The following is a 19,425-nucleotide window of genomic DNA, read 5'->3' as shown; positions in this document are numbered from 1 at the left end:
GAGACACCCCATGACGACGCCCGCCAGCCCTAGCGCGACGCCCGACCCGCAGGAGGAGCGCCCCCATCCCCTCGGCACGGGCCACCGGCTCGACGAGTTCGAGCTGCTCGAAGTCATCGGCGAGGGCGGCTTCGGCATCGTCTACCGCGCCTACGACCACTCGCTGCAGCGCGAGGTGGCGGTCAAGGAATACATGCCCTCGATGCTCGCGCGCCGCGTGGGCGACAACAGCGTGCACGTGCGCTCCGAGCGCCTCACCGCCACCTTCGCGGCCGGCCTGCGCAGCTTCATCAACGAGGCGCGCACGCTGGCGCAGTTCAGCCATCCGGCGCTGGTGCGGGTGCATCGCTTCTGGGAGGCCAACTCCACCGCCTACATGGCGATCCAGCTCTACAAGGGCCGCACGCTGCGCCAGCTGGCCGAGAGCGAGCCGGGCACGCTGACCGAGCCCTGGCTGTTGGGCATGCTGGGGCCGCTGCTGGGCGCGCTCGACACGCTGCACCACAGCCAGTGCTTCCACCGCGACATCGCGCCCGACAACATCTTCATCCAGCAGCAGGACGACCGCCCGGTGCTGCTGGACTTCGGCGCCGCGCGCAAGTCGATCGCCGACCTGGTCGACGAGGTCGCGGTGATGGTGAAGTCGGGCTACTCGCCGATCGAGCAGTACGCCGACGACAACACGCTGCTGCAGGGCGCCTGGACCGACCTCTATGCACTGGGCGCCGTGCTGTACCGCGCGGTGACCGGCCACCCGCCGCCCTCGGCCGTGGTGCGCAGCGTGCAGGACGCCTATGTGCCGCTGTCGTCGATGGACCGCGACGACCTGAGCCCGGCCTTCTGCGCCGCGGTGGACCACACGCTGGCCGTGCACAGCAAGGACCGCACGCAGACGGTGGCGGCCTTCGCGGCGGAGCTGGGGCTGGTGAAGCTGGGCGATCTGTACGTGGTGGATCGGGCGGCGCCGCCGGCGGCGGTGGTTGCTGCTGCTGCCGTGCCCGTCGCGGCGCCCGTGCCGCAGGAGCCGCCTGCGCCGGAGCCGGTGGAGGAAGCGCCACCGTCCGCGCCCGAGGTGCAGCCCGTGCCCGTGGAAGCGGCGACCGCGCGCGTGCAGGCACCGCCGCCGCCTGCGCCGCCATCGCCCGTCGCACGCCCGAAGAAGCCGTCGAAGCGCCCGCCGTGGTTCCTCGTGGGCGCGCTGGTGCTCGCGCTGTTCGCGGTCGGCGGCTGGATCGGCTGGCGGCTGACGGCCAAGGCGCCTTCCGATCCGATGATCGCGGCCGCGCCGCCGCCCGGCACGCCGATGTCCGACCCGGGCGCGCCTCCGGCCGCGATGCCGCCGGCGGGGGCTGCCTCCGAGGCGCCGCCGGCGTCCGCGCCCGCCGCATCGGCCAGCGCCCCGCTGAGCCCGCTCGACAACGTGCCCATCGCCGCCGCGCCCACGCCACCGGCCACACCGCCGGCCGAGCCCGAGGCACAGCCCGCGCAGCCTGCACCGCCTGTGCAACCGGCGCCACCCGAAGCGCCGCCGCCCCCCGACCCCGCCGTGGTCGCCGAGGTGGAAGACTGGAACCTGGCCCAGGCCGAGAACACCCGCGAAGGCTACGAGGCCTACCTGCGGCGCCACCGCCGTGGCCTGCATGCGCGCGAGGCGCGCAGCGCCATCGCCCAGCTCAACCGACAGTCACCGCCGCCGCCCGCCGCGGGCAGCACGAACCCCGTGCCGACCGTGATCGCGGGCGCACCGCCGGCCCCGCCACCGCCACCGGCCGCGGCGCCCGGCATGGGCCGCGTGCAGTTCAACATCCGGCCCTGGGGCCAGGTCTTCGTCGACGGCGCGGACCGCGGCGTCAGCCCGCCGCTCAAGTCGCTGCCGCTGCGCCCGGGCATCTACACGATCGAAGTGCGCAACGGCGACCTCACGGCCTACCGCCAGCGCGTGACGGTGCAGGACAGCAAGTCCGCACCCGTGGTGAGCCACGAGTTCAAGTAAGAGGGCGGCGGGTCAGGGCGTGCTGGTGCGCAATGCGCGGCGGTACTGCACCGCCTCCGCCACGTGCGCGGCCTGCACGGCGTCCTGTCCCGCGAGGTCGGCGATGGTGCGCGCCACCTTCAGCGCGCGGTGCGTGCTGCGCGCCGACCAGCCCAGCCGCGCGGCCGCCTGCTGCAGCAGCTGGCGGGCGGGGCCGTCGAGCACGGCGTGGGTGTCGATCGCGCGGCCCTGCAGCGCCTGGTTCGCATGGCCCTGGCGTTGCAGCGCGCGGTCGCGTGCGCCCACCACGCGCGCGCGGATGCTGTCGGTCGATTCGCCCGCCGGCGCATCGAGCAGCTGCGGCGCCGACACGGCCGCCACCTCGATGTGCAGGTCGATGCGGTCCAGCAGCGGGCCGCTGAGCTTGCCCTGGTAGCGCGCGACGCGCTCGGGCGTGCAGCGGCAGGGCTTCAGCGTGGAGCCGAGGTAGCCGCAGGGGCAGGGGTTCATCGCGGCGATGAGCTGGAAGCGCGCCGGAAACTCCGCGCGCCGGGCGGCGCGGGTGATCGTGATGGTGCCGGTCTCCAGCGGCTCGCGCAGCGCTTCGAGCGCGGCGCGCGTGAACTCGGGGAATTCATCCAAAAACAGCACGCCATGGTGCGCGCGCGAGATCTCGCCCGGCCGGGGCGGCGAGCCGCCTGTAAGCAATGTCGAAAAATGCGAATGGCGGCAAATCTGCTGCCACTAAATGCGAGCGGGCTCGCTCAAGACGGCGACACGACCGGCTACAGTCAGTCAGAAGCAGCCGTTCGCTGGGCTCTGGCCAATTTGCGCTCGATCGGGCATTCGTAATCGGTAGTCGCCTTGAACATGAAGATGAACAGCTCTTTGTCACTGCCACGCACCTTGCTGGAACGAATTCTTCCCGGTGCAACCCTTCAGCCCGACTCGATTCTTGAAACCGCGGAGCGCAAAGGCCTTACATGCAAGTTCCTCACCATCGCAGATTGGGAGGAGACAGGGGCGCAGTATGGAAAAACCGACTTGTTCGATTTGATATTCGCCGGAAAGCCTCTCCCGCCGGGTGAGGTCATCGTGATCACCGATGAGAGTTTCATCAGCGGCGAACTGCTTTGCTGCCCGGCCCAAGAACTACGTCAAAGGGTGGACCTTTCGTCTCAGTTCATGTTCGATGGAGACGTGGTATTCATGTGGCCTCAGATTTCCGGCCTCACCGTCTTTCATCATGAGGGCGGCTTCGCCCACATTGGTTGGTGACCCCGAACCGGGACGGGACCACTGGGAGGCAGAATGCGGCCACAACCGGTCGGCCGCCGATCCAACGGTTATGACCGCTTCAGGCTGATCTGAGTCACTGGCGGTTGACCGGCCGCACGACAGCAGAGATCGTCACCAGCCATTTGTTGGTTGGCTTAACGTGTGACCGCTCATGCGCCAGCGCCACTGTGGCAATCAACATGCTTGGTGCGCCGGCGCACAGCGCTGATGCGGCCATTCTCGATGGCCAGAGTCCAGGGCGACATCGAGGGCTTCAACACCGCCAACCCGGAGCGGCGGATCACGGCGCTGAACCTAGCGTCCAGCGTCCGGATAGGGTGGCGGTATATCGAGGAGGCGGGACAGGCGGTATAGCCCACCGCGCCGCAGCGGAGGGTTCAACGCGCGCGAACCTTCTTTCTCAGAGCCGACGCGGTCCAAAGACAGATCTCCGAGCACTTTGCATAGGCTTCCTGCTGCTCGCTGGACCAGTATTCTTTTGGCAAATGGTCCATGTTCCACAGCTCGATATGGTCGCCGCTCATGTTGGCCCGATAGTAGTCCTTCAGCAAAACGATGCCCTGTTTGCCATCCAGCAAGCTCCGATAGTTGGCCCGATCTGCCTTCGTCAGCAGTTTGAGCGGCGGCCCAACCTCTTTGGCGAGTCGGGCGGCCAATCCTTCTGCGCTCGCGAGGTAGGGACGCTGAGTCTTATCGGTGGAAGAAGTCTTTCCCTTGAATGAATAGTCGTGCGCGAGAAGGTGGCCCAGCCCGACGCCATACAGCACGATGGATATTCGCGTGGCGCACATGTTGAGATACCTGGTGCCATCCTCATGGCGATCCTTTGCATGCTTTTGAATGATCTCCGATGTATAGATCTCAGAGTCTTTCAGTGCAACTATCTCGAGACGCTTCTTCCACATCGATGCAAAGAACTGCGCGTCCCGCTGCGAGTCGGTGACGCTGGCCTCCGCCTCGGAAGGACGAAGGAACGACCAAGGCCAGCGCAGTCGCGCACTTCGGACCGGAGTGATCTGTTCTTCGGGGGCAGATCTAGATTCGCCGACCTCCACAGACGTGTTGCCGCGCCGCAATGAAAGGGCCGACCCGCGCTCGGCACCGGTCGCGATGGCCGCTGCCACATCAGGGTGGTTCAACACGTCACTGTCTCGTTGCGCGTTGAGGTTCTCCGCCATCGCGTCGTTGACCTTGGCTATCGCGTTCTGCGCCTGTTCCTTGGTGATGCGGCCAGCCTTCGCATCCCGTCCGATCGATTCTTTTACCCTTGCGGGATCCGAACTGACCGGCACGCCCGTCAATGCAGTGGCGATCAGCTCCATGCTCTTCATCTGCAGCTGCGCGGCAAGCGACCCAAACGCCTGCGTCGTCGCGAACGAGTCGGCCAACGCCTCGCGCGCATTCTGCTGTGTTCCCTCCAGTCCAGTCGCATCTCGGAATGCTGCGCCGTTCGACACTGCGCCAATAGCGTTCGCGAGGCCACCGGGATGGGGTGCTGCGGGAAGTTGAGAGACAGCCTGCTGAACCATTGGTGTCGGGATGTTTGGTACGACGGGCGCCGTTGGGCGATCCCTTGTATCCAGCGACAGGGTATCGATTGGGGTCGGCTCGTCAGGCAGCGGATGCTCCCAATAGCGCCAGTTGCGCGAGTCGTCCATCTTTTCGCAGGCGTTGCAGCCGCCCATGACGGACTCCGCGAATACGCCCTTGGTGGGGATGGCGATTTCGAGTGACGGATTTGGGATGAGCGGCTGGTACAGAGATAGCAGGTCCCCTTCAGCGGCCTCGGTGTTTTCACGGATGTCGGTGAAGTAGTCGAGTCGTAGTCCGGGCGCGACCGGCATGACCAGACAGTTGCCAATGATGCCGACGACGCGGTTCTCAACGACCGAAGCCACACTGCGCCCGCCAGCGTTGGGCGCGATGAATCCGTCGAGCAGAGTGAAACGACGGTCTGGATCCATCGTCACCCAGATCACCTTGTGGTAGCGCTCCACGAACTCATCGAGATGGGCTTTCAGGCGAGCGGCTGCGAGCACATCCTCTTCCTTGGGATTGCGTAGTTCGTCGACGCTACAGGGGGTGCTGACCGTTGCATCGTCCCCGTCGTCCTGTGCGGTGCTGCTCCAGCGAATCGAGTTGTCTTCGTTGGCTCGGTCGAACAGCGATCCCTCGTAATGCGCGGTCCGATAACGCATAGACGCCGACTTCACGACCAATGAGGACTGCACTGGGACCTGCTCGGTGCTTCGGATGTGGACCGCGCCGATATCGAAACGCTTGAGGCCGGAGGCCTTGCCAGTCCATCGCAGCGAGATCGCATGCCGCTCTCCCGGTCGATAGTTGCTGGTCAAGGTCGCTTCAACAGGCAACTCGGTGCCTCCCACCAGGAACTTGAGGCCGGCGACCAAACGGCGTGCGATCACGGGAGCGATGTTCTGTGTGAAGAATGCATCGCGCCGAGAGAGCGGCGTGCTGAACAGGACGGGCAGGAAACCCACGGCGGCCTGCAGGATCTGGTAGTCGTCCGGTAGCTGGTACTCATTCATGCCTTGCGCCAACAGAGCACTGGGCAACGGCAGGTCGATCAACATCTGCATCTCGCCTTCGAGATACGTCACCAGTTCATCCGCATACCGCGTCTCAGGATAGTTGAACGCGTTCTTGATCCGAAGCATCGCATCCATTCCCTCTACTTGAGCAGGTGGCAGGAATGGGCGCAAGGATCCTTCCCAGCGCAGGATCTTGGCCTCGTTGAACGGCTCGATCGGCAACGGGATGTATAGGCATTCACGTACCGATGCAAGTTCGAAATCGATTCGCAAGTGGCGGAGGACCTCGAAGTACTGGATGGTCACAGCGTGGCACGCATTGCGGTTGGCGACGGTCTCGCTGAACGCCGTCGACCGTTCCGATTGCGACGCCTGCTGCACGGATGTAGTGCGTAGAGATCGGTAGGCACTAGCAGCCTGCATGGTGCTGTCGCGCAGTCGATTGACCATCGACGCTGCAAGTGCCCTCGTCGAGTCCTGTGACGAGGTCGACCAAGCACTTGACGAGCCGGATGATCCTCCGCCAAAGAGTGAGCCGAAGAACCCTCCCCCCCCGCCCGACGAGGCAGAACCACCGGATTCGGAGCGACCGCGAACAGATTCGCTGAGCGACGAGTTCACGATTTCAGTGATGTCGCGCTCTCGCCCCACGAAGTTGTTGAGATTCTCCGCATTGGTCTGCCCGACTTCCAGACGGTTGAGGTCGACACGGTTCCAGTCGACGATGGCAATGTTCTTTTTTTGTAGGGGCGCCAAAGGTAGCGAATAGAGCAGGTCGCCGAGAGAGTAGCCGTCCGACCGCCATTTCTGCTTGATCGTCAGGATACGCCCGTGCGAGATCGTGACTGCCTGTGTTATCACCGGCTCTGCATCCCACTGGATCTGGTGCCCGCGGTCCATTGGATAGCGGAACAGAGATGCAATCGCCGGAACCGGCGGATCGTTGGCGAATAGTGCACCACGTTGAATCAGTGGGTCCGTGGTTCGAACCACCAGCGGAAAGTCGAACTCGTCGAGTACCCGGTTCGCCTGGGTGAAGTTTCGGCCGCTGCAACTGTCCTCTTTTGCCTGCTCGCCGTCGACCCAGGTGATGGCGTCGCGGTCAGTCTCCGGTTCGAACAGGTCCGCGTCGATCGGAAGCAGGATCCGCACAGGGAACGGATGATCCCCTGGTACAAGTTTGATCGCGATGCTTGTGCGCACGCCTGAGATGTGCAGCAGGACATGGCGAAATGTTCGCTTGTCAAAGAGATTCTTTTCGTATGAGAAAGTGAAGTATCCAGCTTCGTCCGTGGTGGCGAAGGCAATGGCTAGCGGCGCGTCGACGATCGGGCCTATCAGTGCGTCGTTTGTCGAGGAACAGCAATCGTCGTTGTCCTCGTCAGGCGGCTGGGTCACCGGATTACTGTTTGGCGTCTGGATCGTCTTGAGCAGGCATTCGGGATCGATTGGTCGAGCAAACGCGGGCGGTCCGAATATCGCGAGTGAACGTTGACCGATGGGGATGCCATCACTGCGCCAGATCCGCCCGTTCGCCTCCTTGTAGCGGGCCAGTCGGTGTGCCTCGGTCTGGACTTCGGCGACCCGCGACAATGCCCGTCGGAGGTCGGACGAACCGTCGACCGGTATCGGTTCGGAGAGCGTGGCCTCGAGCAGCGCCTTTACCGTCTCGCCATCGAGCCACGCCGTTGCGAGTTGGCTTCCGTCGGGGCCGAGAATGTCGAAACGGGCGTTGTCACGGATTTCGGCGCTTTCGAATTGCAGCTCTCCTTGCAGCGTAAACCCGTACTGCTGAAAGCCCGGCTTCGCTACGCAACCCTGTCCCTCAGGATCAAGCCAACCAGTGACCTGAGTCAATGAGAACGGCGTCTTGTCCTGAGAAATTTCGTTCTCATCGATTTCGCCCGCTTGGGTCTCGAGATCCTTCCAGAACTGCTCCCAATCCGCCTGCTTGATCTGCGACGTGTCGACGGTGACGCCATCCTTCTTCCAGGCTTCAAACTGCTTCTTGATCTCCTCGAAGCTCGGCGCCTTCTCGCGAGAGGTCCTGAAGACCTGCAGAAGCTCTTTTAACGAGCGCTTGTCATCCGCATCGGTCAACTTCTGCAGAAGTACGGCGAGAGTCGCACCAGTTGCGCCGACAACGCCACCGAGTCTGCTTGCGATTTGTGCCAAGGCCTCCAGCAACGGCCTAAGTTTCGCGTACAGGCGCTTGGCGAACGGGGCCTGGTATCGCTCTTCGTACGTCAGGATGACGGTGAAGGGAATCATCGGTGCAGGCGCGTTCGCAATCGCCGGAGCTATCCCGCTTGCAGGCGGTGTTGCAGGTGAACTCTGAGTCGGTTTCCTGAGGGTATAGCGCTCCTTCAGCGCTTTGATCACGCAAGCGAACTCCTCACTCTGAGTGATCACATGTCCCTCGACGGTCTTGAGAATGCTCATGGCTTGCTCCCCTGGTTGACGGCGGGCGCAGTAGCTGCGGTGGATGGAGCGGTCCTAGGTTTGCCCTCGATTTCGATGATGACGCGACGCATGGGCGCCAGGCAGCCGACGAGGTAGCGCTCGTTCTGCATTAACTCAACGACATCCCGCGGCGACCATCGTGCCGGCCTATCGGCAACTCCGTAGGACGCGAGCTTGTGCTCGCCATAGTTCCAGGAAGCGGGCGGTGGTACGGCGGCCCCACAGTCCTTACATGGGACCAATGGTCGCAGCCGCGCTTCCTGCAGTTCGTCGTGGTAGCGCCGCTTGCACTGCGACCAGATGTCATTCTGGAACTGCTCGATCGATGCCGTCGAATCATTCGTGGCGCCTTCGACAACAAACAAATCAGGCCCTGACTGCCCGGGGACCTCCGTTCTGATCTCGATGAGCATCGCAAGAACGTCGGCCTGACGCTCCTTGGCCAGTCTGGCGTTGTAGCTGCTGCCTCCGATCGGGTCGGTCTTGGCCACAATACGCTGGACCTTGATCGTCTCGTAGCGACTGAAGATGCGCTTCCAATCACTCTTAACCTTGCTGCGATTCGCTTCAGGCTGGATTATCCCGAGCTTGTAGTCGAACAATTGCTCCGCTGGTAGTTCGATCACGAACCGCTCTATCTCTGTCGGCTGCGAAACAACCGGACACGCAGCCGGTGCGCACCACTGATTGTTCGAAGCGAGAAGGAGGGCGATCAGGGTCGCCAGGGCCAGAATCGCCAGAAGTGCGAGGCTGACCCGGTGTGCGTTCGTCTCGTTCGCAGTGGCCGACGCTGTCGAAGAGGGCCCGGCCTGGGGTAGCGACGAGCCGGTCTCGGTCTTCTTGCGCTCCCGCTCCTGCCCGCGCAGTGAATCTTGGTATTCGTGAAGCGCACCAAACTCGCAATCAAAGATCAGCTGAGCCTGCTTGGGCCACGTTGCATACTGCCACGGTAGCGGGTAGGCCTCTTGGGCAGGGAAGGCTCTCTTGAACAGGCGGCGCGCGATCCCTGCGGCATCCATGCGCCGGAGATTCTGGAGTTTCGCGCATTCGTCAAGAGCCTCTTTGCATGCGGGCGTCAGCCAAAGGATCTGCGGAGACATGGCCTCGCCGGAAGGGGGGGCGATGGGGCGCCGTCGGTTCAGCCACCACAGCAGCAGGCCGCCAAGAAAGGCGCCCAGCAGCAAAAAGAAAATCCAGCAAACTCCACTCATGTGTTGTCTCCTCGATCGGGTTGCAGCCAGCTCGACTGCGCGCAGCTTAGCGAGGTTAAGCAAGCTTTGTCCTCCCACGCATTAGGTATAAGCGGCGGAGCTCCCACCGTTTGGACCACCGAGCCGTCCGGTGGCGCAGTGGGACCTTGCGCGTGCTGTTACGACTTTGTGGCTGTGCCCCGCCTCCGATTGCACCGCAGTAGCTGAGAAGCATAGAGACCACGATCACTTCGAGATGGGTTCGGCCGAGCGGTGACCACTGGAAGGTCTGCCAATCACACCAGACCGGTCGTTCGCGCCCCGCGTGCTATGGAGGTCTCGGTGAGCGCGAATTGGTCCACGCTGTCCGCTTGCCCTACTGGCGGCCACCGCTGCGAAGCGGACATTCGGAGACGAGGGCCGAATGACGGCATGGGGCCCTAAGCGGCTGTTGCCCGGGCGAGAAAGCAGACGTTCAGAACCCCTGGGTGAGCTAGAGCCAAAGCAAGGGGAAGGATCGCTTGCCCTTCGAAATTTCTTAGAACTTACCTACTAAATACAAGAAGGGGAAACGCGAGCAATTGACAATTGTTTAGGACTTTTTTCACAAAAAGAAGGATTGCTCGATCCGATTCGTTGGTCTCGTATCAATGAGTTAAGTTTTTGATGCTTTTGCCTCATAGACTTGTGTCAATACTTTTCCAGAGAAGCAGGCGCCTGATGCCGCTCAAGATGGGAATGGGGGGCGCACATGCATGCAGATTTGGCACTGAAGATGATGTCTGACCTGTTCTGGACAGGGCTGCTCGTGTGCCTTCCTTTGTTGGGGCTAACCATGCTGGTTGGCATCGTGATCAGCGTCCTGCAAGTGGTCACGCAGGTCCAGGAAATGTCGCTGACATTTGTGCCCAAGCTCGTGACCGCCGCCGTGGTCATGATCGTGGCTGGACCATGGATGCTTCGCAAGTTGACGCAGTTCACTGCGCAGCTCTGGGGTGGCATCCCCTCGATGTTCTGAGCCGCGGCTCCTCCCCGTGAATCCGTTTCCGTCGCACATGGCGCCGACGCTGCTTGATATGGCGACGTCAGGAGCTGGCACGTCTTGGCTCATGGTTGTGGGTCTGCTTGCGCTGCGGCTGGCAGCAACGCTTGCAATGACTCCGGTTCTCTATGCGATGCCGCTGCCACCATCAATACGGATGCTCCTCTTGCTCGGGCTCTCGGTCGTGCTCGCGTCCAGCTTTCCCATTCCTGCAGAGGCATTCACTGGGTGGGGAGCCTTGCTTGCTGCCGCGCTCACGGAGTTGGCACTGGGCGCCACGCTGGGCCTTGGCATCTTGCTGGCCTTCGGTGCTTTTTCGGTTGCAGGGCAACTGCTGGACCTGCAACTGGGCTTTGGCATTGCCCAGGTTCTCGATCCGGTAACCCGGCGCCCCGTGCCGATCCTCACGTCGGCCTTTGGCTACCTCTCGGTCATGGTGTTCTTTCTATTGAATGGACATCACGCACTGTTGCGAGGCATCGGCTATAGCTTGGAGCGTTTCCCTGTCGGTGCGCCATGGTCCATCGCCAATGCGGCAGAGCCCTTGCTGAAGCAGGCGACGGGCCTTTTCAGCCTGGGCTTTGCACTGGCCGCACCGGTTGTGTTCTGCATTCTGCTGGTGGAGTTCGCGCTCGGGGTGGTGGGGCGAAATCTGCCGCAAATGAACATGTTCACGATGGGCATACCCGTCAAGATTCTGGTCGGTCTCATTGCGCTGTCGCTTTGGTTCACCGGAATCGGCGGCGTCATGACTCGGGTCTACGCGAGCATCACGAGTACTTGGGATGGCATCTTTGTGGCCTCAACGCTGCCGAAGGGGCCGGTGCGCTGATGGCCGAGCAAGATCTCGATCGCAACGAAGCGGCCACCCCCTACAAGCTGCGGCGTGCACGTGAGCGTGGACAAGTGGCCAAGAGCGCGGATGTCGTGGCGGCCGTGGTTTTCGCCGTGGCGGTGGTTTACCTCACGTGGCGCGGTTTCGGCGCAGTTTCATCTCAATTCCGCTTCGACCAGGCGCTGATCATTCAGGCCGGGCGAATGGACCCCTCGGGCGCTAGCCTCTGGCCCGTGATCGAGCGTGCCCTGCGCGCAACCCTGACGTTGGCGGCGCCATTTTTTGCGGCCGTGATGCTCGCTGCCATTGTCAGCAACATGATGCAGACAGGTCCGATCCTCTCATTCGAGCCGGTCAAGATCGACTTCGACCGCATCAATCCTGTCAACGGCCTCAAGAGGCTGTTCTCCATGCGCGTGCTGTTCGACACCGCGCGCGCCGTCATCAAACTCACCTTGTTGACGCTGGTCGCTGTCCTCGCACTCAAGGCACTGAAGGGACAGTTCTACGCACTGGCCTCGCTGTCCGCGGTCGGTTATCTGCACATCCTGCTGGACGACATCGCAAGTGTCGGTCTCAAGATGGCGCTGGTGCTGGGTCTGATCGCACTGCTTGACCTGATGTACACACGGCATGAATTTGCCAAGAAGATGCGCATGAGTCAGCGCGAGCTCAAGGACGAAGTCAAGCAGCGTGAAGGCGATCCGCGCATTCGATCCCGTCTGCGCGAGCTGCGCAGGGAAATGCTCAAGCGCAGTCTGGCATTGCGCCAGACACGTAACGCCGATGTCGTGATCACGAATCCCACCCACCTGGCTGTTGCGCTGAAATACGAGCATGGTCGCATGGCGTCGCCCCAGTTACTGGCCAAGGGAGCCGGACACATGGCCGCTGCCATGCGCGAGATTGCGGCGCGTCACCGCATCCCGGTGGTGCAGAACCCCGCACTGGCTCGGCGCATCTACAAGGAACTTCCGGTCGATCAGTCGGTGCCGCCGGAGCTCTACGCACAGGTCGCACGCATCATCGTGTGGGTCTTCGCCATGCGCGAACAACGCCAGGCGCGTGGACAGGTCGGTATGGCACCGGGGGCGCACTCATGAACGCGCTGACGCGGGTCCTTGGAAAGCACAGCGACATCGCGCTCGTCTTGCTGGTGCTGGGCGTGCTGGTGGTGCTCTTCGCCCCCATTCCCAGCGGCTTGCTCGACTTCCTGATCCTGAGCAACTTCAGCTTCGCGTTCCTGGTGCTTCTGCTGACCTTCTACATGGCCAGGCCGGTCGAGTTTTCGACCTTTCCGTCGTTGCTCCTGATCGCCACGCTGTTTCGTCTCTCGCTCAACGTTGCGGCCACCCGACTGATCCTCTCCGATGGTGACGCAGGCCGGGTGATCGGTGCCATCGGGGCATTTGTGGTGGGCGGCAACTACGTCATCGGCCTGATCGTCTTCCTGATCCTTATCGTGGTTCAGTACGTGGTCGTGACCAGCGGCGCACAGCGGGTGTCCGAGGTGGCGGCACGCTTCACGCTCGACAGCATGCCAGGTCAGCAGATGAGCATCGATGCCGACCTCAACATGGGCTTTATCGACCAGGCCGAGGCCCAGCGCAGGCGCAAGAACCTCGAGAAAGAGGCCGGGTTCTACGGCGCCATGGACGGTGCTAGCAAGTTCGTCAAGGGCGATGCCATCGCGGGCATCATCATCTTGCTCATCAACATCATCGGGGGGCTGGTGATCGGCGTGATGCAGCACGGTCTTCCTTGGGGCCAGGCGCTGCAGACCTACACCCTCTTGACGATCGGCGACGGCATCGTGACCCAGGTGCCGGCGCTGGTGATCGCAGTGGGCACCGGCATCATCGTGACGCGGTCGTCCTCCGACACCAACCTAAGCCGTGAGGCGCTGCGGCAGGTCAGCTCCTTCCCCAAGACGCTCTTCCTGGTAGCCATGGCCCTGGGTGGCCTGCTGCTGCTGCCGGGCATCCCCGCGCTGCCAACTCTCGCATTGACGCTGTGCTTCCTGCTGGCCGCGACCATGCTGTATCGCGCCGCCAAGCGGCAAGCTGCACCATCCTCGACCGGACAGCAGGCCGCCGGCAATGCCTCGATCGACGCAGCAACCTCTGCGGGCGATGGTGGCGCGGCGGCGGCAAGTGACGATCCCTATGCCTTGCTGCAAGTCGAACCCATCGAAGTGCACCTGGGGAGCAACTGGGTTCCGGCAATCAATCAGCCAGGCAGCGTGTTCATGGAGCGGATCGCCACCTTCCGCAAGCAGCACGCGCAGGAATTTGGCCTCGTGTTGCCGCGCGTGCGTTTCAAGGATTCGGTGCGCCTCTCGGCAGACAAGTACGAGATCCATCTGGATGGCGTGCTGGTCGGAAAGGGCGAGGCCCGCACGGACAGGCTGCTGGCCATTCACCCCACCGGCGACATCAAGTCCATTCCGGGTGAACCCACCCGTGATCCGACCTACGGTTTGCCGGCACTGTGGATCGAAGAAGCACAGCGAGAAACGGCCAACCGAGCGAAGTACACGCTGGTCGATGCGCCCACGGTCTTCATGACGCATCTGACCGAGATGCTTCGGCGCGAGTCCGCGACGCTGCTGACCCGTGCAGAGGTCGACCGGCTTCTGGCCCGGGTGCGCCAAAGCCAGCCGGGACTCGTCGAAGAGCTGATTCCTACGGTGTTGTCGTCCAGCGATGTCCAGAAGGTGCTTCAGAACCTGCTGCGGGAGAAGGTGTCGATCCGCCATGTCGAGGCCATCCTCGAAACACTCTCTGATGCCGGCCGCTCGACGAGGGACGCGAATCAACTCACCGAAGTGGTCCGCCAAAGGCTGGGGCATGCCATCTGTCAGGGCCTCCTGGGCGAGGCGGCGTCGCTGCAAGTGCTGACACTCGACCCGGCGATCGAGAGCCAATTTCTGCAAAGCATTCACGTGGCCACCGAAGAGGGTGGGGCCCAGCCCTTCGTGCTCGACCCGCGCCTGTCCGAGCAACTGATGAAGCGACTGGTTCAGCAGGCCGAGCGGATGATGAAGAGCAACCTGCTGCCGGTATTGCTGTGCGCACCCGAGTTGCGCCGGCATGTGCGCGCGCTGTCGGAGCGGGTCATGCCGCATCTGAGGGTGCTCTCCATGGCCGAAGTGCCGCACACCATCGAGCTGAAGTCCTTCAGCGTCGTCCAACTCTGAGATTCCGGGAGCATTTCCATGAGCGACATACTCGCCATCAGCTTGAACAGCATGCAGCAGGACATGGCTCGCCTGGAGCGCATCAGCATGAACATGGCCAACGCCCTGACGCCAGGCTACAAGCGCGAGGTCGTGTCCTCATTGCCGCTCGCAGCAGGGACGTTCGCCGACGCCATGCGTGGCGCTGGGGCATCCCCAGCCTTGTCGCAAGCCAACGCACCGACGAGCCTTCCAACCACGGCGGGCTCGCTCATGATCCAGACCGATGCACGCCCGGCCACGCTCAAGGCCACCGGGCAAAGCCTTGACGTGGCCCTTGCCACGCCTGGCTTCTTCGAGATATCGACCGCAAGCGGCCTGGCGTACACCCGGCAGGGCAATTGGCAGCTGGACGGACGCGGCCGCCTGGTCACAGCGCAGGGAAATCCGGTGATGGGGCGTGGCGGAGAGATTGTGCTGACGCGCCCCAATCCCACGATCGATGCCACGGGACAGGTGTTCGAGAGCAAGCCTGGTGGCGGCGCCGAGTTGACGCCGGTCGCCCAACTCAAGGTGGTCCAGTTCGACAACACGACCAACCTTGCGCGCATGGGGAGCGGCCTGCTGGGCTCGGACCAGACGCCCACTCAGCTCGTGGACGCCGATGTGCAGGTGCGGCAAGGATTTCTCGAGAACTCCAACGTGAGCTCGATGCAGGAGATGGCGCAACTGATCCAGTCGATGCGCCATTTCGAATCCATGCAGCGGGTTGCTCTGGGCTACGACGAAATGATCGGCGGTGCGGTACGCAGGCTCGGTGAGCTGTCGTAACGCGCGCCCTCCACAGGCTTCCCAATTTCAAGAGAGACAGAACATGTTCGACGCCCTCTATATCAGCGCCACCGGCATGCAGGCCCAACAGCTCAATGTCGACACCATCGCCAACAACCTCGCCAACGTCAACACCACCGGCTTCAAACGAAGCAAGGTCGCCTTCTCCGACCTGATGGTGCAGGAAGCAGGGCGCCTGCAGCCCACACAGGACGAAACGGGCATCCTCGGCGCGGCGGGGCGGGTGGGGGCCGGCGTTGGCATCTCGGCTGTCTCCAAGTTGTTCGACATGGGCGACCTGAAGAAGACCGAGTCCGCATTCGACATCGCTATCCAGGGCGAAGGCTTCATCGAGGTGACGATGCCCGACGGCTCCAGCACCTACACGCGCGGCGGCAGCTTCAAGGTCAATCGGGACGGTCTGCTGGCGACATCGGGCGGCTTTCCGCTCAAGGCCAATCTGTCGATTCCCGACAACGCACAGAACATGAGCATCGAAAGCGATGGCCGCGTGCGGATCACGGTGGCCGGACAGACGACGCCGGTCGAATTGGGGCAGATCGATCTGGTGCGCTTCACCAGCCCCTCGGGGCTGCTGCCACAGGGCGACAACTTGTATCGCTCCAGCACGAGCTCGGGAGAGGCCATTGCCGGCAAGGCCGCCGAAGACGGCATGGGAAACCTGGCCCAAGGGTTTCTGGAAGGATCGAACGTCAAGCTGACCGAAGAGATGGTCAACCTGATGGTGGCCCAGCGCGTGTATGAAGCCAATGTGAAGGTCATGCAGGCATCGGATGAGATGCTGGGGATGATCAATGGCCTGCGCAAGTAAGGGGTGGGTTGCGCTGCTGACTGCCGCCGCCACCCTTTCGGCGGGGGCCGGAGTCGCGCCCGCGGTTGGCGAGCCACAGATCTCGATCGAGCTGCGGCCCCGGGTCAGGGTGGCCCAAGCCAACGTCCGACTCGGCGACATCGCGTTCCTCACATCGCGCGACCTGTCGATCTTGCGCAGGCTGATGGCGCTGCCCATCGGTGCTGCGCCTCGTCCCGGGTCGCCCGCTTTTCTGGATCGCGAAACGATCATGCGCTGGGTCGAGACGCGCGGCGGGTTCTACGCCGCGGCGAGCGCGCCGGGAGTTGCGACGCCCATGATTCAGTGGAGCGGCGCGAGCGAGACGGCGATCGAGAGCGCCGCACAGGAACTGCCCGGAGAAACCGTCGTGGATGCGGCGCGGGCGGCATTGCTGACGTGGCTCTCCCAGCGCAGCGTGCGGGCTGAAGTGCAAGCGGTGTCCAGTGCCCGTGACCTGGTGGTGCCCGCGGGCGTCCCGGTGTTGCGCGTCCGTCCGCTTGCTGATCAGTCCCGGCCGTCCAGGCGCATGCTGGTGTGGGTGGACGCCTGGGTCGACGATCGCTTCGTGCGGACCACGGCGGTGACCTTCGAAGTCAGCGCCTGGGCGCCGCTCACGGTCGCCACGACCCAAATGGACAGCGGCGCCGCAGTCGACGCGGTGTTGCTTCGGGGAGGAACCGAGTCCCGTGACGTCGACCTCGCGAGCCTCAAGCAAGGCGCACCGGTCGACGCCGGCATCAACGGCAGATTCTCCGAGTTGGAAGCCGGGCGTCAGCGCCTGCGCAAACCTCTCAAGGCGGGTGAGGTCCTGACCCGTGCCCATCTCGAATCCATGCCGGCGGTCGTTCGCGGCAACTGGGCGCTCTTGCAGGCGCGCAGCGGCGATGTGGCCGTCGAAAGCCGTGTGGAGGTATTGCAGGATGGTCGCGAAGGACAGTTCGTGCGTGTCAAGGTGCCCGGCGCCAAGGGGGAGGTCCTGGCGCGCGTGACGGGACCGGGACAGGTCGAGGTGCAACCATGAGCGCAAGCAAGCATTCCGGGCGGTTCCTCCTTCTGTCACTGGCCTTGGCGGCTGCGTTGTGCTTCGTGTCAACCGTCAGGGCCGAGAGCCTATATCAGGAGGGCAGCTTTCGGCCTCTGACGGCGGACAACAAGGCGTTCCGCGTCGGCGACTCGCTCACCGTTCAGGTCTTCGAGAACTCGTCGGCCACAAGCAGCGCCAACACGGGAACACGTCGTGCCAACGACATCAGCGGTTCCGTCGGACATACCGGCAACAAGGTGGTCGGGCAACTTGGCATCGGCGTGACGGGTGAGTTCGATGGCGGAGGTCGCACTCAGCGCGCCAACAAGCTGTTGGCGACATTGACCGTGTCGGTGCAGGAAGTGTTGCCCAACGGCGATTTGCGGGTGGCCGGAGAGCAGCAACTGATGGTCAACGAGGAACTGCAGAAGGTGAATCTGGAGGGGCGCGTGCGCCCGCAGGATATTTCCGATGGCAACGTGGTCCTGTCGACCCGGCTCGCCGATGCTCGCATCACGTATGTCGGTGAAGGCGATGTATCGGATCGCGCACGCCGCAGCGGATGGCGGCGAGTTCTTGATTGGCTGGGATTGTGATGCGCCGGATGATTTCAACTTTCATGCAGTGCCTCGGACGCGGTACTGCCATCGCGATCGTGGTTTGCGCGGGCCTTTCAAGTGTGCACGCAGCGGATGCCGTGCGTGTCAAGGACCTTGGAAAGCTCAAGGGCTGGCGCGATAACGCGCTTTTTGGGACCGGCATCGTGACCGGCCTGGCTGGCACCGGAGACTCACCAGCCAACCGCACGACGCGTCAGTCGCTGGCCAACGTCTTGTCCCAGTTCAATCTCACGATTGCCCCGGAGGCCATTCAGAGCCGCAACGTGGCGGTCGTGATGGTCAGCGCGACGCTGCCCACCTTCGCGCGGGAGGGGGACACGCTGGACGTGACTGTGAGCTCCGCGGGCGATGCGCGCAGTCTGGTTGGCGGCACTTTGCTGATCACGCCGCTCAAGGGCGCCAACGGCCGTGTCTACGCACTGGCCCAGGGCGGCCTGTCGGTGGGAGGGTATCGCTATGACGCGAATGGCAACGTGGTCCAGAAGAACCATCCGACCGCCGGCTCGGTGCCGAATGGGGCAACGGTGGAAGTGGGTGTCAATGCCGCGATGCTGGACGAGCGCCAGAGCGTGACCTTCGTGCTCTCCGAGCCGGACTACACCACAGCCAATCGCGTGGCCACGGCCATCAACAGCCAACTGGGCGCCAGCCTGGCGAAGGCGCGCGATGCCTCCGGCATCGAGATCGCCGTGCCGGTCGCCCAGCGCGACGAACTGGTCAGTCTCTTCACCAAGATCGAGAACGTCACCGTGGAGCCGGATCGCCGCGCCAAGGTCGTGATCAACGAGCGCACCGGCACCGTGGTTTCGGGAGGGGATGTGCGGATCTCGAAGGTCGCCATTTCTCATGGGGACATCAAGATCGCCATCTCGAACCAGAACAGTGCCTCCCAGCCGTACAACGTCTGGAACGGCGGGCCAGACATCCGCACCGCCATCGTGACCAATACCCGGATCGATGTCGATGAACTCAACGGCACTGGTTTTGTGTCCGGCACCAACACGGTCTCAGACCTCGTTCAGTCGCTCGCCAGGCTGAAGACAAGCACGCGCGACGTGATATCGATCCTGCGCGCGGTCAAGGCTGCAGGTGCGCTGCACGGCGAACTTGTTGTGCAGTGACACACGGATCTCATCGACCTCCATTGGGCCATCAAGAAAAGATTTCGGAGACCACGGAAATGACAGAAGGACTCGAAGCAGTGACCCGGTCCGCACTTGCGCTTGCGCTCGATGCAGCCAGCCTGCGTCAGCAAGCGATCGCCACCAACATCGCCAACGCCCATGCCCTCAACTATGTGCCGCAACGTGTGAACTTCGAAGCCCAGTTGCTCGATGCGCGCCGAAGCATGGCGCAGACGGGCCGACTCGACGCATCCGCATTGAGCCAGGTGCGTCCCCGAATCGAAGCCGCGATGGACGAGCAAGGAAACGTCGCCCAGGTACAGCTGGACGTCGAAGCCGCCGAGATGGCCCGCAACGCCGTGCACTACCAGGCGCTGGTCAAGGGCTTGTCGCGCCATTTTTCGATCCTTTCAATGGCAGCCAGCGACGGAAAGAGATGACC

At 63.2% G+C, this 19,425-nt stretch carries 14 protein-coding genes and 1 pseudogene; 12 read left to right on the top strand and 3 right to left on the bottom strand.

Features of this window, described 5'->3' with window-relative positions; genetic code table 11:
- Positions 1-10 precede the first annotated feature (10 nt).
- A complete protein-coding gene (locus AC57B8_RS20165) occupies positions 11-1,993 on the top strand; it encodes a serine/threonine-protein kinase (RefSeq protein ID WP_496480587.1) in 1,983 nt (660 codons plus the stop codon).
- Positions 1,994-2,005: 12 nt separating this feature from the next.
- On the opposite strand, the pseudogene AC57B8_RS20160 reads toward AC57B8_RS20165, so the two are convergent.
- Positions 2,006-2,680, bottom strand: a pseudogene (locus tag AC57B8_RS20160) (ATP-binding protein); the annotation flags it as partial.
- Positions 2,681-2,848: 168 nt separating this feature from the next.
- Between AC57B8_RS20160 and AC57B8_RS20155 the strand changes: the two are divergent.
- Complete coding sequence (locus tag AC57B8_RS20155; RefSeq protein ID WP_496480586.1) at positions 2,849-3,250, top strand: hypothetical protein; 402 nt, start codon at positions 2,849-2,851, stop codon at positions 3,248-3,250.
- A gap of 398 nt (positions 3,251-3,648) precedes the next feature.
- Here the strand turns inward: AC57B8_RS20155 and AC57B8_RS20150 are convergent, their stop codons facing one another.
- Both AC57B8_RS20150 and AC57B8_RS20145 read right to left on the bottom strand, forming a co-directional pair.
- A complete protein-coding gene (locus AC57B8_RS20150) occupies positions 3,649-8,265 on the bottom strand; it encodes a T6SS effector amidase Tae4 family protein (RefSeq protein WP_496480585.1) in 4,617 nt (1,538 codons plus the stop codon).
- Positions 8,262-9,497: a hypothetical protein gene (locus AC57B8_RS20145; protein WP_496480584.1), complete on the bottom strand. Its 1,236-nt coding sequence runs from the start codon at positions 9,495-9,497 to the stop codon at positions 8,262-8,264. Before AC57B8_RS20145 ends, AC57B8_RS20150 begins: the two co-directional genes overlap by 4 nt.
- A gap of 730 nt (positions 9,498-10,227) precedes the next feature.
- On the opposite strand from AC57B8_RS20145, the gene AC57B8_RS20140 reads away from it, so the two are divergent.
- From AC57B8_RS20140 to flgB, 10 genes are read left to right on the top strand one after another with little or no spacing between them, the layout of a single operon-like run.
- Positions 10,228-10,494 carry a flagellar biosynthetic protein FliQ gene (locus AC57B8_RS20140; RefSeq protein ID WP_307695882.1) on the top strand — a complete coding sequence of 89 codons (267 nt, stop codon included), beginning with the start codon at positions 10,228-10,230 and terminating at the stop codon, positions 10,492-10,494.
- Between the two features lie 16 nt (positions 10,495-10,510).
- Positions 10,511-11,350, top strand: coding sequence for a flagellar biosynthetic protein FliR (locus AC57B8_RS20135; RefSeq protein ID WP_496480583.1), 840 nt, complete (start codon positions 10,511-10,513; stop codon positions 11,348-11,350).
- The gene (locus AC57B8_RS20130) at positions 11,350-12,456 is read left to right on the top strand and encodes an EscU/YscU/HrcU family type III secretion system export apparatus switch protein (RefSeq protein ID WP_496480582.1); all 1,107 of its coding nucleotides are present in this window, start codon (positions 11,350-11,352) and stop codon (positions 12,454-12,456) included. The genes AC57B8_RS20135 and AC57B8_RS20130 overlap by 1 nt, the downstream gene beginning before the upstream one ends.
- Positions 12,453-14,552: a flagellar biosynthesis protein FlhA gene (gene flhA, locus AC57B8_RS20125; protein ID WP_496480581.1), complete on the top strand. Its 2,100-nt coding sequence runs from the start codon at positions 12,453-12,455 to the stop codon at positions 14,550-14,552. The genes AC57B8_RS20130 and flhA overlap by 4 nt, the downstream gene beginning before the upstream one ends.
- Positions 14,553-14,570: 18 nt before the next feature.
- Positions 14,571-15,362, top strand: coding sequence for a flagellar hook-basal body protein (locus AC57B8_RS20120; RefSeq protein ID WP_496480580.1), 792 nt, complete (start codon positions 14,571-14,573; stop codon positions 15,360-15,362).
- Positions 15,363-15,405: 43 nt separating this feature from the next.
- Complete coding sequence (flgG, locus tag AC57B8_RS20115; protein ID WP_307695877.1) at positions 15,406-16,194, top strand: flagellar basal-body rod protein FlgG; 789 nt, start codon at positions 15,406-15,408, stop codon at positions 16,192-16,194.
- Positions 16,178-17,236, top strand: a complete 1,059-nt coding sequence (locus AC57B8_RS20110) for a flagella basal body P-ring formation protein FlgA (protein WP_496480579.1) — start codon at positions 16,178-16,180, stop codon at positions 17,234-17,236. Before flgG ends, AC57B8_RS20110 begins: the two co-directional genes overlap by 17 nt.
- Positions 17,233-17,835: a flagellar basal body L-ring protein FlgH gene (locus AC57B8_RS20105; protein ID WP_496480578.1), complete on the top strand. Its 603-nt coding sequence runs from the start codon at positions 17,233-17,235 to the stop codon at positions 17,833-17,835. Before AC57B8_RS20110 ends, AC57B8_RS20105 begins: the two co-directional genes overlap by 4 nt.
- Positions 17,835-18,980 carry a flagellar basal body P-ring protein FlgI gene (locus tag AC57B8_RS20100; RefSeq protein ID WP_496480577.1) on the top strand — a complete coding sequence of 382 codons (1,146 nt, stop codon included), beginning with the start codon at positions 17,835-17,837 and terminating at the stop codon, positions 18,978-18,980. Before AC57B8_RS20105 ends, AC57B8_RS20100 begins: the two co-directional genes overlap by 1 nt.
- A 59-nt stretch (positions 18,981-19,039) precedes the next feature.
- Positions 19,040-19,423: a flagellar basal body rod protein FlgB gene (gene flgB / locus AC57B8_RS20095; RefSeq protein ID WP_307695873.1), complete on the top strand. Its 384-nt coding sequence runs from the start codon at positions 19,040-19,042 to the stop codon at positions 19,421-19,423.
- The last annotated feature ends 2 nt before the right edge of the window (positions 19,424-19,425 follow it).

The organism is Variovorax sp. BGA-UO-ETr-C22, from assembly GCF_059567965.1.
Note: the sequence above shows the minus strand (reverse complement) of the source record. Positions and strands in the feature narration are given on the sequence as shown.

Bases quoted from the DNA above. Each gene is read 5' to 3' on its own strand.
- flhA (WP_496480581.1), top strand. From the start codon at position 12,453: ATGAACGCGCTGACGCGGGTCCTTGGAAAGCACAGCGACATCGCGCTC.
- AC57B8_RS20105 (WP_496480578.1), top strand. From the start codon at position 17,233: ATGAGCGCAAGCAAGCATTCCGGGCGGTTCCTCCTTCTGTCACTGGCC.
- AC57B8_RS20145 (WP_496480584.1), bottom strand. From the start codon at position 9,497: ATGAGTGGAGTTTGCTGGATTTTCTTTTTGCTGCTGGGCGCCTTTCTT.
- AC57B8_RS20120 (WP_496480580.1), top strand. From the start codon at position 14,571: ATGAGCGACATACTCGCCATCAGCTTGAACAGCATGCAGCAGGACATG.
- AC57B8_RS20130 (WP_496480582.1), top strand. From the start codon at position 11,350: ATGGCCGAGCAAGATCTCGATCGCAACGAAGCGGCCACCCCCTACAAG.
- AC57B8_RS20110 (WP_496480579.1), top strand. From the start codon at position 16,178: ATGGCCTGCGCAAGTAAGGGGTGGGTTGCGCTGCTGACTGCCGCCGCC.
- AC57B8_RS20165 (WP_496480587.1), top strand. From the start codon at position 11: ATGACGACGCCCGCCAGCCCTAGCGCGACGCCCGACCCGCAGGAGGAG.
- flgG (WP_307695877.1), top strand. From the start codon at position 15,406: ATGTTCGACGCCCTCTATATCAGCGCCACCGGCATGCAGGCCCAACAG.
- flgB (WP_307695873.1), top strand. From the start codon at position 19,040: ATGACAGAAGGACTCGAAGCAGTGACCCGGTCCGCACTTGCGCTTGCG.
- AC57B8_RS20155 (WP_496480586.1), top strand. From the start codon at position 2,849: ATGAACAGCTCTTTGTCACTGCCACGCACCTTGCTGGAACGAATTCTT.
- AC57B8_RS20100 (WP_496480577.1), top strand. From the start codon at position 17,835: ATGCGCCGGATGATTTCAACTTTCATGCAGTGCCTCGGACGCGGTACT.
- AC57B8_RS20140 (WP_307695882.1), top strand. From the start codon at position 10,228: ATGCATGCAGATTTGGCACTGAAGATGATGTCTGACCTGTTCTGGACA.
- AC57B8_RS20150 (WP_496480585.1), bottom strand. From the start codon at position 8,265: ATGAGCATTCTCAAGACCGTCGAGGGACATGTGATCACTCAGAGTGAG.